Source organism: Microbacterium sp. AG157 (assembly GCF_003385695.1).
In the GTDB taxonomy this organism is placed as follows: Bacteria; Actinomycetota; Actinomycetes; order Actinomycetales; family Microbacteriaceae; genus Microbacterium; species Microbacterium testaceum.
Genome location: NZ_QRDK01000004.1, coordinates 83016 through 96421, shown reverse-complemented (window position 1 = coordinate 96421; position 13406 = coordinate 83016). Strand labels below are relative to the sequence as shown.

Below are 13406 nucleotides of genomic sequence, written 5' to 3'. Positions count from 1 at the left end.
ACGGTGGCGTGGCCGAGCGGCTAGGCACCGGCCTGCAAAGCCGTTTACACGGGTTCGAATCCCGTCGCCACCTCGCCTCACAATAGAACAGCCTGTATAGGCGCGATTGGCGCAGCGGTAGCGCGCTTCCCTGACACGGAAGAGGTCACTGGTTCGATCCCAGTATCGCGCACCACCTGAGAAGCCCCCGGTTCGCCGGGGGTTTCGTCGTTTACGGATGCAGCCCACGACCCGGCCGGCGGAATGAATGCCACGTGCCGGGCGGGATGCCGCGGCCACCCTCGTGGCGGAGAACGATCGGACGACTGTCGCGCGACGGCTCACTGACGGACACGTCGGTGTCACGCGCCCGGAGATCAGGCGCTGCGCCGATCGACGCTTTCCCGAGCCTGTCAGGCGGGGAGTCGTCCGGGAGAGTGGTCGCCCCCGCCGCCAGAAAGGGGGGCTGCGGAGTGCCTGGCGGCGGGGACAAGACGACACTACGACGTGTCCACCGTTTGGGGGACACGTCCGATGGATTCTTGCGGTGTCCTTGCGCTGATCTTGCGCTCAGTCTGCGCTTCAGGCGCAGCACGCACAGCGGGCGCATGGCCGACGCTCAGTATCGTGACCACACGCCCCTCGGCCGCCGCCGAAGGAGTTCGCCACCGTCCCCGACGGCGCAGGAAGCGAGGCCTCCGTGACCAGTGAATCCCCCCTCTTCTCCACCCCGTCAGGTCCGATCCGCGGGTACCGTGATGGCTCGGTGCTGCGGGCGCGCGGCATCCCCTATGCGCGCGCGGAGCGCTTCGGGCGGCCGGAGGCACTCGAGGACAGAGCCGCGAACGACGTTCTCGAGGCGCTCGAGCCCTCGCCGGCGTCGCCCCAAGCCCCGACACCGCTGATCGACGCGCTCGGCGATCAGACGGGTGGACTCCCGCTCCGCGAAGACTGCCAGCACCTTTCCGTCACCGTGCCGGCGGATCGACACGAACGCGCCGCCCCGCTCCCCGTCATGGTGTGGATCCACGGGGGCGGGTACACCAGCGGCGCGGGCGACCTCCCGGTGTACGACCCCGCCGTCCTCGCTCACGAACAGCGCGTCATCGTCGTGACGGTCACGTACCGCCTCGGCGTTCTCGGTTATCTCGGCGACGGCGCGGGGCGGCCGGCGAACCTCGGCCTGCTCGATCAGCTCGCTGCCCTCGAATGGGTGCAGCGCAACATCGCCGGCTTCGGCGGAGACCCCGCCCGTGTGACGGCATTCGGGCAGTCCGCCGGAGCGGACGCGATCCTGCACCTCATGGCCATCGATCGGGCCCGCGGTCTGTTCTCGCGCGCCATCGTGCAGAGCGCACCCATGGGCACCATGGGCGGTCGCGCCGCGCTCACGGCGGCGATGAGCGCGGCATCCGCGGGGCTGACGCCGACCACTCCGGTGAGCGAGCTCGCGCGCCTCCAGGCGGACGCGATGCGGGCCTCTCGCGGCTTCGGACGCTTCTCTCTCATGCCGTTCGCGCCGCAGCCGGGTCACGACCCGCTCCCCTCCGAGAGCGAGATCACCGAGCGGTGGCTCGAGCGGGCTGCCGGCATCCCTCTGCTCATCGGCGTGACCGCCGAAGAGACCCGACTCTTCCTGCCCGTCATCTCGGTCCTCGACGGCCTACGCTCCTTCCCGACGTTGTACGCGCTCGTGTCGACCGCCCTCGATACGGCCATGAACGCCATCGTCTACGCTCGCCCGGCCCGCCGCCTCGCCCGCGACTACCGCCGCGCCGGGGGGACGGTGCTGCGGTACGTCTTCCGCTGGCGCGCGAACGACATCTACCGTGCGTCCCACGCGATCGAGGTGCCGTTCGTGTTCGGTACCGAGGCGATAGGCGCACACCTCCCTCCGTACGAGGGAGCACGAGCCGACGAGCTCGCCGCCGTCGGAAGGAGCATCCGCGCCCTCTGGGGCGACTTCGCGCACGGACGCATCGGGAACATGGCATCCGTTCCCGATGTCCTCGACCTGTACGGAGACCGGGGCGGGCCCGATGCGCAACCCACCGCCACGGACGTCCCCACGCATTACGGTGACAGCATGACCGTCCCCGACGCCCAATGGCGAGAGATCGCCGCCTCGCCGTTCGTTTCTCTCGGCACGTATCGCCGCAACGGTGCCCTCGTGTCCGTTCCCGTCTGGATCGCGCGCGACGGAGACGAACTGGTCGTCACGAGCGAGCGCTCGACGGGCAAGGTCAAGCGCCTGCGCAACGACTCCCGCGTCACGCTGCAGCCCTGCAGCCGCATGGGCACAGTGGAACCGGATGCCATCCGGGTCGAGGCCGAGGGACGCATCGCCGGACCCGCCGCCGACGACGCCCGCGCAGACGCCGCTCTCAAGCGCAAGTACGGCTTTCAGTACCGCGCGATCCTCGGCGTCGAGGCGCTCGTGCGGCGGATTCAGCGCAAGCCCGGTGACCGCGTCATCATCCGCATCGCGCGCAGCGCCTGATCCACGGCATCCGCTCGTCCCCTGTGCGCGCACCGCTGTCCCGAAACCGCAGTCCTCGGCGAGGAGGTTTGCGCGCGAGGGGGTTTCACGAGAGCGTGCAGACAGACAGCGGTTGCCGCCCCGGGCCCCGCGTTCCCCTTCTCGCCGAGAGGCGCCGGACCGCAGGCGGCGGTGACGGGAGCGAGATATGGGCAAGTTCATTTACGACGGCAACGTCAAGGTCGATTTCGAAGACCGGCTGCTCGCGCATCTGCAGGCCGTCATCATGGCCAAGGTCCGCCGCGGTGAGAGTTTCCCGTTCACGTGGAAAGACGACATCAGCACCGGCGGGGGACGCACGACGGTCTATATCCATCCGCACGTGTCCCTGGTGTTCAAGTTCCACGGCAGCCGAACCCCGCAGCTCAGCACGGCGTGGTTGCACGCGCTGACGCACAACGCCAACTCCGGCCGCGGACTCTACGTCGTGACCGAGCCCGACGAGTTCGTTCGTCGCGAGAGCACACGAGGCGAAGAGATGATCTTCAGCGAGGTTCCGAACGACCAGGCTCCCCGATCCCCCCGCGACTGAGGAGGGAATGGATGCCGGCACCCCTGCGGTTGCATCGCGTATGAGCGACTGGACCACCACCAAGCCGTACTTCGAGACCGACGCCGTCGCGCACCTCGCGACACTGATGCGCGACGGGTCTCCGCACTCGATCCCGCTCTGGGTCGGCGTGGACGGCGAACGCCTCATGCTGTTCACCGAGGTCGACACCCTGAAAGACCGGAACCTCCAGCGCGACCCGCGCGTCGCCATCTCGGTCACGGCGACCGACAACAACTACTCGATGGCGTTCGTGCGGGGAGTGGCCGTGGAGCGGATCGACGGCGACGCGGCCCTGCCGTACGTCGACCGGATCTCTCGGCTGTACACCGGCGAAGACTACGGCCTGCGCACGGGACTGGCTGTGTGGTTCATCGAGCCCCACAAGGCCTGGTCGCGAACGTACGAGGACTGAAAGCTCACCAGACGAGCGGCAGCACCCCGAGGAACAGGATCAACGGCGCGATCACCGCACCGAGCAGGACGAACCGGCTCCACCGCACCTCGATGCCCGCGGCGACCAGGCGGTCGTGCCACAGCAGGGTCGCCAGCGACGCCCACGGCGTCACGATCGGTCCCGCATTCACTCCGATCAGCAGCGCGGCGAGGCGCGCAGGGGAGCCGGCCGCCGACTCGAGCGCGAGGTAGGCGGGCAGGTTGTTGATGCCGTTCGCCGCGAGGGCGCCGACGCCCGCCAGCTGCCAGAGCGACACCAGGTCGTCACCGGAACCGGCGAGCACCGCGGTGATCCGTCCGATCCCGAGGGCTTCGAGGGCCCCGACGGCCAGGAACAGGCCGCCCGCGAAGACCAGCAACGACCAGGGCACGAGACGGATGCCGAGGGCCCGCGGCGCGCGCCAGGCGAACGCGGCGACGAGGACGACGGCGGCGGCTGTGGCCGGCATCCAGGGTTCGAGTCCGACGACCAGCAGGGGTAGCAGGGCGAAGGTCACGACGGCCGCGACACGCAGCAGGAGGCGGTCCGAGATCTCGGGGGAGGCCGCATTCGGGTACGTCTTGGGCAGGCGCCGCAGGAACACGAGCGTGAGCACGATGACCGACACCGCGATGGCGATGAGCGCCGACGGGCCCAGCAGCGTGAGGAAGGCGACGGGGTCGTGACCGCCTCCGAGCGCCTCGGATGCCAGCAGGTTGGTGAGGTTCGACACGGGAAGCACCAGCGAGGCGGTGTTGGCGAGCACGACGGTTACGAACGCGAACGGGAGCGGATCGAGCCGGCGAGCCACGGCCATCGACACCACCACGGGAGTGAGCAGCACCGCGGTCGTGTCGAGCGAGAGGAACGCCGTCGCCACCGTCGCCAGCGCCACCACGAGCACCCACAGCAACGCGGTTCGCCCACGAGCGAGCGTGGCCAGGCGCGCGGCCACGACGTCGAAGAGCCCCGCTTTGGATGCCAGCTCGGCGACGATCGTCACCGCCACGACGAACAGCAGGATGGGCCAGACGCGGTCGGCGACGGCGAGAGCGGCGTCGGCGGGGAAGACGCCGGTGAGCAGCGCGATGATCCCGAGGACCCAGAGCACGCCGCCGATGATGGCCAAAGTCACCGCTCCACTATGGGGCACGTCGCGTGCGGTCGAGACCACGCCCGCCGGGTAGCCTGGAAACGACCCCTTCAGGAGATGTTCTGTGACTGATTTCCCCGCCGATGGCTTCGCCCTCTTCCCCGACCGTTCGGTCGTCGCTCTGCGCGTCAACGGGGAGCTGAAAGACCTGGCCACGACCGTGACGGCCGATGACCAGGTGGAGCCGGTCACGATCGACAGCGCCGACGGTCTGTCGATCCTGCGCCACTCCACCGCGCACGTGCTCGCCCAGGCCGTGCAGCGTATCAAGCCCCAGGCCAACCTCGGCATCGGTCCGCCCGTCACCGACGGTTTCTATTACGACTTCCAGGTCGACGAGCCCTTCACCCCCGACGACCTCAAAGTCATCAAGAAAGAGATGGAGCGCATCGTCCGCGAGAACCAGCGGTTCGTGCGTCGCGTCGTCACCGACGACGAGGCCCGCGCCGAGCTCGCCGACGAGCCGTTCAAGCTCGAGCTGATCGGCCTCAAGGGCGGGTCGGCCGAAGCCGCCGAGGGCGCGTCCGTCGAGGTCGGCGCCGGAGAACTGACGATCTACGACAACGTCACGCGAGACGGCGAGACCGCGTGGAAGGACCTCTGCCGCGGACCCCATGTTCCCGGCACCCGGGTGATCGGCAACGGCTGGGACCTCACCCGCATCGCGGGCGCCTACTGGCGCGGCAGCGAGAAGAACCCGCAGCTGCAGCGCATCTACGGCACCGCGTGGCCCACGAAAGACGAGCTGCGCGCCTACCAGCACCGTCTCGAAGAGGCCGCCAAGCGCGACCACCGCAAGCTCGGCAAAGAACTCGACCTGTTCTCGTTCCCCGACGAGATCGGCCCGGGGCTGGCGGTCTTCCACCCCAAGGGCGGAATCATCCGCTACGAGATCGAGCGCTACATGCGTGAGCGCCTGCTCGCCAGCGGCTACGAGGTCGTGAACACCCCTCACATCACCAAGGGCGACCTTTTCATGACGAGCGGTCACCTGCAGTGGTATGCCGACGGCATGTACCCCCCGATGGTGCTCGACGAAGTCGTCGACGCCGACGGGCACGTCTCGCGCGAGGGCCAGGAGTACTACCTGAAGCCCATGAACTGCCCGTTCCACAACCTGATCTTCCGCTCGCGTGGTCGCAGCTATCGCGAACTGCCGCTGCGTCTGAGCGAGTTCGGATCGGTCTACCGCTACGAGAAGAGCGGAACCCTCTCGGGCCTCACGCGCGTGCGCGGTATGACCCAGGACGACACGCACATCTACGTCACGGCCGATCAGGTGAAGGGCGAGCTGACCCACAGCCTCGACTTCGTGCTGCAGACGCTGCGCGACTACGGCCTGAACGACTTCTACCTCGAGCTGTCGACGAAGGAGGAGGGCAACCCGAAGTTCATCGGCGACGACACCCTCTGGACCGAGGCGACCGAGACGCTGCGCGAGGTCGCCGAGGCGTCCGGACTCGACCTCGTACCCGACCCGGGCGGGGCCGCGTTCTACGGCCCCAAGATCTCGGTGCAGGCGCGTGACGCGATCGGCCGCACGTGGCAGATGTCGACCATTCAGCTCGACTTCAACCAGCCCGAGCGCTTCGAGCTCGAGTACACCGGCCCCGACGGTGAGAAGCACCGCCCCGTCATGATCCACCGCGCTCTCTTCGGCTCCGTCGAGCGCTTCTTCGCGATCCTGCTCGAGCACTACGCCGGAGCCTTCCCGGTGTGGCTCGCGCCCGTGCAGGTCGTGGCCGTGCCGGTCGCGGCGGGGTACGGCGATTACCTTCAGGGCATCGTGACCGATCTCAAGACCCGCGGCGTCCGCGCCGAGGCCGACCACAGCGACGACCGCATGCAGAAGAAGATCCGCACGCACACCACGCAGAAGGTGCCGCTCATGCTGATCGCGGGGGAGCAGGACCGCGCGGGCGGCACGGTCTCGTTCCGCTTCCGCGACGGCACCCAGCTCAACGGCATCCCCGTCGATGAGGCTGTCGCCCGCATCACCGGGGCGATCTCGGCCCGCACGCTCGTCAACACCGCCGAGGACCTCGCGTGACCACCGATCCGGATGCCGCCGCGGCGGGCTCGTCGCCGGTGACCGGCCCGACTCCCACCGCGGACGGGTCCGGATCGGTGACGACCGACGCCGAGCTCGTCGACGCGATGACACTGCCGGGCGTGCCCGATGAGTTCCAGCGCCTGTGGACGCCGCATCGCATGGCGTACATCTCGGCGGGCCGGGAGCCCATGGAGCAGAACTGCCCGTTCTGCGCGGCTCCCGAGAAGTCCGACGAGGACGGGCTGATCGTCGCGCGAGGAAAGACCGCGTACGTGCTGCTGAACCTGTTCCCGTACAACTCCGGGCACCTGCTGGTGTGTCCGTACCGCCACATCGCGACATACGACCAGGCCACCGACGAAGAGGTCGCCGAGATCGGCGCGCTCACACAGCGCGGCATGCGGGTGCTGCGGGCGGTGTCGAACTGCGACGGCTTCAACCTGGGCATGAACCAGGGCGCGATCGCCGGAGCCGGCGTCGACGGCCACCTGCACCAGCACATCGTGCCCCGCTGGGCGTCGGACGCGAACTTCTTCCCGATCATCGCGAAGACGAAGGCGCTGCCGCAGCTGCTCGGTGACGTGCGCCGCGCGGTCGCCGACGCCTGGGATGCGTGAACCGGGTTATCCACAAGCCCCCTCCGTGTGCGCGGCGCCCTCGGTAGCGTGAGCCTATGAACACTCGGACTCGCCCTCTGGTTCTCTCTCTCACTCTCGCCGCCGTCCTCCTGGCCACGACCGCCTGCATCCCGCTGCCGAGCCCGCTCGGGCCCGACGGCGCCGCGGGACTGCCGACCTCGGTCCCCGACGACGCGCAGACTCCGGCGCCCGGGGAATCGACGTCGGTCGCTCCCGACGATGTATCCGACGTCTTCGCAGAACGTGAGGAGTACTTCCGAGAGCAGCAGCTCCCCATGGACGGTTCACCCCTGGTCGCCGTGACCCCGGCTCAGAAGGAGTTCATCGCCGAGCAGCGGGCGTACGTCGAGCAGCAGGGCTCGACGTGGACGTCCACCGACGAGAACCTCGCCCTCGCCCTGGCCGGGGATGCCTGCGAAACGGCCATCCTCAACCGTCATCGGGTCGACGCCACGACTCTGAACACGCACGTCGCGACGTCGCCGCTGTTCGCCCAACTCATCCCGAGCGACCTGCAAGGTGCCGCGCGTACGCAGGCCGAGAAGCCGATTGCGAGCGTCATGGTGTTCGGCGCGACCTTCATGTGCCCTGCCGATGGTGACGCCTGGGTCGCGGCGTACAAAGAGGTGTACGGCGGCTGACCCGTCGCGAACGAGGGAGCCGCGTCAGCGCACCTGGCGCACGGAGAACTGCAGACGAGGGTTCGCGTAGGCCTCCTGGGATTCGACGAGACGCAGTTCGCGCGAGCCCGACTCGAAGGTGTTCGAGAGCAGATCGAAGACGCTGGATGCCGTGCGCGCCAGGGCATCGGCCGCGTCGCCGCTCCGACGGTAGTGGGCGGTGAAAAGCGCCGCCGTCACATCTCCCGACCCATTGGCCTTCATCGGAATCAGCGGTGTCTGCACGATCCATGCGCCGGCGTCGTCGACGACCATCATCTCGATGGTGTCGGGCTCACGATCGGGGCGTTCGACGCTCGTGACGAGAATCGTCCGCGGGCCGCGCTCACGCACGATGTCGGCCGAGGCGAGGGTCGAGTCGATGGTGTCGGGCTGGGTGCCGGTGAGGAACCCGAGCTCGAACTGGTTGGGCGTGAGGATGTCGGCGACAGGTACGACGCGCTCGCGGAGAAGTTCGGGGATCGCAGGGGCCACGAAACACCCCGACTTCGCGTTGCCCATGACGGGGTCGCAGGCGTAGACGGCATCCGGATTCGCCTTCTTGACGCGCGCGACGGCATCGATGATGACGTCGGCGATCCCCTCACCGCCCTGGTAGCCCGAGAGCACCACGTCGATCTCGGGGAACACGCCACGGTCCTCGATGCCGGCGAGCACGTCGGCGACATCGGCGGGGGAGATGAGAGGTCCGCGCCAGGCGCCGTAACCGGTGTGGTTCGAGAAGTTGACCGTGTAGACGGGGAGAACCTCGACCCCGATGCGCTGGAGGGGGAAGACGGCGGCGGAGTTGCCGACGTGCCCGAACGCCACGGCCGACTGGATCGAGAGAACCTTCATGCCTCGATCCTCCCACCTCGGATGCCGGGACGGAGCGCGCCCGCGGCGGCGGCGAGGTCGTCGGCGAGGGTGGTGGTCGAGGCGTCGTCGAGGTCGTGCACCGTCAGGCGCAGGAACGCGCCCGCGTGGTCGGGGGAGAGGAAGAACGGGTCCCCCTCCCTCACCAGCCAGCCCCGGCGCATGAGTTCCTCGCGCGCCGACGCCGCGGGGACCGGGAGCGGCACCCACAGGTTGAGTCCGTCGCCCGGGGAGACGGGGAGTCCGCGTTCGGTGAGTGCCGCGGCGAACGCCGCGTTGCGCCCGGCGTAGTGCTCGGCGGCGGCCTCGATGTCAGCGCGGACGGCGTCGTCGGTGACCAGGGCGAGCGTCATGCGCTGCAGGATGTGGCTCACCCACGTCGTGCCGGGCGTGAGGCGCACGGCGAGCCCATCGGCGGTGTCGGGGTCGGATGCCGTGACGGCGAGGCACGTGTCGGGTCCGAGGAACTTCGACATCGAGCGGATGCGCGCCCACCGACGCTGCGCGGGGCCGATGACCGAGTGCAGGGGCGCACGCGACAACAGCGAGAAGTGGTCGTCCTCGATGACGAGCACGAAGGGATGCTCCGCGAGCACCTCGCGCAGGGCTGCGGCACGCTCGGCGCTGAGGCTCGCCCCCGTGGGGTTGTGCGCGCGGGGCGTGCAGATCACGGCGCGAACGCCGGCCTCCAGGGCGTCGCGCAGTCCGTCGACGGTCATGCCCTCGGCATCCACCGCCACCGGAACGGCGCGATACCCGCCCGTGCGGACCGTGTGCAGAGCCGACAAGAAGCAGGGGTCTTCCAACGCGACGGCGTCGTCACGCTGCAGGGCCTGGGCGAGCAGACGCTCGATCGCGTCGCTCGCGCCGCTTGTGACGGTGATCAGTAGGTCGTCGTGGGGGAGCTGGTCCGCCATCCACCCGCGGGCCCACGCTTCGAGGCCCGGGTCGATGACCGGCTCGCCGTAGAGGACGGGCCGAGTCGAGCGCGCCAGGGCGGCCGTGGGGTCGGGGATGAGCGTCGGGTCGGGGTTGCCGGTGCCCACGTCGCGCAGCACGGTGTCGGGTGCATAGCCCTCCTGTGCGACGGCGGTGCGGTCGGCCACGCGCGTGCCGCTGCGTCCGCGGGCTTCGACGAGCCCCGCCTGGGCGAGCTGGCGGTAGGCCGCGACGACCGTGTTGCGGTTGACGCCGAGGTCGGCGGCCACAGCCCGGACGGAGGGCAGGAGCGTGCCCGGTGCGAGTTCCCCCCGCTCGATGCGTTCGCGCAGGTCGGCGGCGATACCGGATGCCGATCGGCCGGTCATATCGATGGTCATAGGCCCCCTCGGTCTCGATCAGCCTATGTCCTGAGCCATGCTACGTTTTGGCCTAAGCCAAATGATCGCGCCCCGAAGCGCGGAACTCGCGCCCCCGGGCGCCGAACGGAGTGGACATGACCGACACCGGAACCTCCCGCGTCAAGCGCGGTCTCGCCGAGATGCTCAAGGGCGGCGTGATCATGGACGTCGTCACCGCCGACCAGGCCCGCATCGCCGAAGACGCCGGCGCCGTCGCCGTCATGGCGCTCGAGCGCGTGCCCGCCGACATCCGCGCCCAGGGCGGAGTCGCTCGCATGAGCGATCCCGACCTGATCGACGACATCATCGCCTCGGTCTCGATCCCCGTCATGGCCAAGGCCCGCATCGGCCACTTCGTCGAAGCGCAGATCCTGCAGGAGCTCGGCGTCGACTACATCGACGAGTCCGAGGTGCTCTCGCCCGCCGACTACGTCAACCACATCGACAAGTGGAACTTCACCGTGCCGTTCGTGTGCGGCGCGACCAACCTCGGTGAGGCGCTGCGCCGCATCACCGAGGGAGCCGCGATGATCCGCTCCAAGGGCGAGGCCGGCACCGGCGATGTGTCCGAGGCCACCAAGCACATCCGCACCATCCGCAGCGAGATCAACGCCCTGCGCGCGAAGACCAAGGACGAGCTCTACGTCGCGGCCAAGGAACTGCAGGCGCCTTACGACCTCGTCGCCGAGATCGCGGAGACCGGCGAGCTCCCCGTCGTGCTGTTCACCGCCGGGGGAGTGGCCACTCCCGCCGACGCCGCGATGATGATGCAGCTCGGCGCCGACGGCGTGTTCGTCGGCTCGGGCATCTTCAAGTCGGGCAACCCCGCCCAGCGCGCCGCCGCGATCGTGAAGGCCACCACCTTCCACGACGACCCCAAGGTCGTGGCAGAGGCCTCGCGCGGACTCGGCGAGGCGATGGTCGGCATCAACGTGGCCGACCTCCCCGCGCCGCACCGCCTCGCCGAGCGTGGCTGGTAATCCCCGCGTCGGCGTTCTCGCACTCCAGGGAGACGTGCGGGAGCACCTCGCGGTCCTGACCGCCCTCGGCGCCGACGCCCACCCGGTGCGCCGACCCGAGGAGCTCGCCGCCGTGGAGGGCCTCGTCCTCCCCGGCGGCGAGTCGAGCGTCATCGACAAACTCGCGCGCGCCTTCGATCTCTTCGACCCGATCCGAGAGGCGATCGCCGACGGCATGCCGATGTACGGCACGTGCGCGGGACTCATCCTGCTCGCCGACCGCATCGACGGCGCCATCACCGGCCAGCGGACCTTCGGGGGCATCGACGCGCGCGTCGCCCGCAACGTCTTCGGCAGCCAGACCGCCTCGTTCGAGACCGACCTCGACGTCCCCGCCCTCGGTGATCCGCCGGTGCATGCGGTGTTTATCCGTGCGCCCGCGGTCGTCGAATGGGGACCGGATGCCGAGCCCCTGGCATCCCTTCCCGATGGGCGCGTCGTCGCGATCGAGCAGGGCGCCCTGCTGGGTACCGCGTTCCACCCCGAATCGACGGGGGAGACGCGGTTCCATCGCCGGTTCCTGGACCACGTGTCGAACCGACGCGGGATGCGCGCGCACTGACTCCGCACCCGCGGTGGAGCTGCTCGCGTCCGTCGATCGCGACGCGCGGTCGCGGTGCGCCGGACGGGAGTGGGATCCAGGTGCGCAGCGGGTGAGTTCGTCTCGTTCCTGGACCTGGGCGGGGCCGCAAGAGACCGAGCTCGCCTGCACGCCAACGCCCTCGTGGAAGCCACGATAAAGTTGCAGCATGTCCGGACACTCCAAATGGGCCACGACCAAGCACAAGAAGGCGGTCATCGACTCCCGTCGCGCCAAGTCGTGGGCCAAGCTCATCAAGAACATCGAGGTCGCGGCGAAGCTCGGTGGAGCCGACCTCCAGGGCAACCCCACCCTCTTCGACGCCGTGCTCAAGGCCAAGAAGACCTCGGTCCCCAAAGACAACATCGACCGCGCCATCAAGCGCGGTGCCGGCATCGGCGGCGAGGCCGTCGAGTACTCCTCGATCATGTACGAGGGCTACGGACCCAACGGTGTGGCCTTCCTCATCGAGTGTCTGACCGACAACAAGAACCGTGCCGCGGCCGAGGTGCGCACCGCCCTCAGCCGTAACGGCGGCACGCTCGCCGACCCGGGCAGCGTCGCCTACAACTTCAGCCGCAAGGGCGTCATCGTGGTCCCCTCCGAGGGCACGACCGAAGACGACGTCATGCTCGCGGTCCTCGAGGCCGGAGCCGAAGAGGTCGAGCCGCACGGCGAAGGCTTCGGTGTCATCACCGAGGCCTCCGACCTCGTGTCGGTGCGCAGCGCGCTGCAGGATGCCGGCATCGAGTACGACTCCGCCGACGTCGAGTTCGTCCCCTCGCTCAAGGTGGAGGTCGACGCCGACACCGCCCGCAAGGTGTTCCGCCTGATCGACGCCCTCGAAGACAGCGACGACGTGCAGAACGTCTACACGAACTTCGACATGAGCGCCGACGTTCAGGCCGAACTCGAGAACGACGAGTAAGGGCGCGCCCTTCGTCTCGACACGGCCCCTGCGCTTAGCGTGGGGGCCGTGTCTCGTTCCCTCCGCGTCCTCGGCATAGACCCCGGCCTGACCCGTTGCGGCCTCGGCGTCGTCGACGTCTCACCGAACCGCACGGCCTCGCTCGTGCACGTGGGCGTCGCCCGCTCCGCGCCGACGGACCCGATCGAGAAGCGTCTCGCGGCGATCGCCGCCGGCATCCGCGAGGTGCTGGTCGCACACCAGCCGGACGTCGTCGCCGTCGAGCGCGTCTTCGCCCAGAACAACCTCCACTCGGTGATGGGCACCGCTCAGGCCAGCGGCATCGCCCTGATGCTGGCAGCCGAGCACGGGCTGACCGCCGCGACCCACACCCCCAGCGAGGTGAAAGCCGCGATCACCGGGTACGGCTCCGCCGACAAACTGCAGGTGCAGACGATGGTCGCCCGGGTCCTGCGGCTTGACACCCTCCCTCAGCCCGCGGATGCCGCCGACGCCCTGGCGATTGCGCTGTGCCACGCCTGGCGCGGGGGAGCGGCCGCCTCCTCGGGAGACGGCGCCCTGACACCCGCCCAGAAGGCCTGGAGGGATGCCGAGAAGAAGCGCACTCCGCCGACGCGTGTCGCTCGAACACATGTACGAACGGGCGCGTAGGCTGT

General features: G+C 69.3%; 13 protein-coding genes and 2 tRNA genes. 12 read left to right on the top strand and 3 right to left on the bottom strand.

Features of this window, described 5'->3' with window-relative positions:
• The first annotated feature begins 2 nt into the window (after positions 1–2).
• The 5 genes from DEU35_RS13175 (at position 3) to DEU35_RS13155 (ending at position 3483) form a co-directional block, all read left to right on the top strand.
• Positions 3–73 (top strand) — tRNA-Cys (locus tag DEU35_RS13175).
• A 27-nt stretch (positions 74–100) separates the two neighbouring features.
• A tRNA-Val gene (locus DEU35_RS13170) sits at positions 101–175 on the top strand.
• A 504-nt stretch (positions 176–679) separates the two neighbouring features.
• The gene (locus tag DEU35_RS13165) at positions 680–2479 is read left to right on the top strand and encodes a PPOX class F420-dependent oxidoreductase (RefSeq protein WP_116239776.1); all 1800 of its coding nucleotides are present in this window, start codon (positions 680–682) and stop codon (positions 2477–2479) included.
• Positions 2480–2666: 187 nt separating this feature from the next.
• The gene (locus DEU35_RS13160; protein WP_103209457.1) at positions 2667–3050 is read left to right on the top strand and encodes an ATP-dependent DNA ligase; all 384 of its coding nucleotides are present in this window, start codon (positions 2667–2669) and stop codon (positions 3048–3050) included.
• Between the two features lie 40 nt (positions 3051–3090).
• Positions 3091–3483, top strand: a complete 393-nt coding sequence (locus tag DEU35_RS13155; protein WP_103209460.1) for a TIGR03618 family F420-dependent PPOX class oxidoreductase — start codon at positions 3091–3093, stop codon at positions 3481–3483.
• A gap of 4 nt (positions 3484–3487) precedes the next feature.
• Here DEU35_RS13155 and DEU35_RS13150 read toward each other — a convergent pair whose 3' ends face one another.
• Positions 3488–4639, bottom strand: a complete 1152-nt coding sequence (locus tag DEU35_RS13150; protein WP_103209462.1) for an SLC13 family permease — start codon at positions 4637–4639, stop codon at positions 3488–3490.
• An 82-nt stretch (positions 4640–4721) separates the two neighbouring features.
• Here DEU35_RS13150 and thrS point away from each other — a divergent pair, with 82 nt between their 5' ends.
• The 3 genes from thrS to DEU35_RS13135 all read left to right on the top strand — a co-directional run bounded on the left by thrS (position 4722) and on the right by DEU35_RS13135 (position 7989).
• Positions 4722–6707 carry a threonine--tRNA ligase gene (gene thrS, locus DEU35_RS13145; protein WP_116239775.1) on the top strand — a complete coding sequence of 662 codons (1986 nt, stop codon included), beginning with the start codon at positions 4722–4724 and terminating at the stop codon, positions 6705–6707.
• 107 nt (positions 6708–6814) lie between these two features.
• Positions 6815–7327 carry an HIT domain-containing protein gene (locus DEU35_RS13140; protein WP_103209978.1) on the top strand — a complete coding sequence of 171 codons (513 nt, stop codon included), beginning with the start codon at positions 6815–6817 and terminating at the stop codon, positions 7325–7327.
• Between the two features lie 56 nt (positions 7328–7383).
• Positions 7384–7989 (top strand): hypothetical protein, encoded by a 606-nt coding sequence (locus tag DEU35_RS13135; protein ID WP_116239774.1) that lies wholly within the window; start codon positions 7384–7386, stop codon positions 7987–7989.
• A gap of 24 nt (positions 7990–8013) precedes the next feature.
• Here DEU35_RS13135 and pdxY read toward each other — a convergent pair whose 3' ends face one another.
• Together pdxY and DEU35_RS13125 are read right to left on the bottom strand one after the other, a co-directional pair.
• A complete protein-coding gene (gene pdxY / locus DEU35_RS13130) occupies positions 8014–8865 on the bottom strand; it encodes a pyridoxal kinase PdxY (protein WP_103209469.1) in 852 nt (283 codons plus the stop codon).
• Positions 8862–10202 (bottom strand): aminotransferase class I/II-fold pyridoxal phosphate-dependent enzyme, encoded by a 1341-nt coding sequence (locus DEU35_RS13125; RefSeq protein ID WP_116239773.1) that lies wholly within the window; start codon positions 10200–10202, stop codon positions 8862–8864. Before DEU35_RS13125 ends, pdxY begins: the two co-directional genes overlap by 4 nt.
• A 116-nt stretch (positions 10203–10318) precedes the next feature.
• Between DEU35_RS13125 and pdxS the strand changes: the two genes are divergently transcribed.
• From pdxS to ruvC, 4 genes are all read left to right on the top strand, one after another.
• Positions 10319–11203 (top strand): pyridoxal 5'-phosphate synthase lyase subunit PdxS, encoded by an 885-nt coding sequence (gene pdxS, locus DEU35_RS13120; RefSeq protein WP_180993459.1) that lies wholly within the window; start codon positions 10319–10321, stop codon positions 11201–11203.
• On the top strand, positions 11193–11804 hold the full coding sequence (pdxT, locus tag DEU35_RS13115) for a pyridoxal 5'-phosphate synthase glutaminase subunit PdxT (protein WP_103209478.1): 612 nt from the start codon (positions 11193–11195) through the stop codon (positions 11802–11804). The genes pdxS and pdxT overlap by 11 nt, the downstream gene beginning before the upstream one ends.
• Before the next feature lie 187 nt (positions 11805–11991).
• Positions 11992–12750, top strand: a complete 759-nt coding sequence (locus DEU35_RS13110; protein WP_103209481.1) for a YebC/PmpR family DNA-binding transcriptional regulator — start codon at positions 11992–11994, stop codon at positions 12748–12750.
• Positions 12751–12798: 48 nt separating this feature from the next.
• The gene (gene ruvC, locus DEU35_RS13105; RefSeq protein WP_103209483.1) at positions 12799–13401 is read left to right on the top strand and encodes a crossover junction endodeoxyribonuclease RuvC; all 603 of its coding nucleotides are present in this window, start codon (positions 12799–12801) and stop codon (positions 13399–13401) included.
• Positions 13402–13406: the final 5 nt, after the last annotated feature.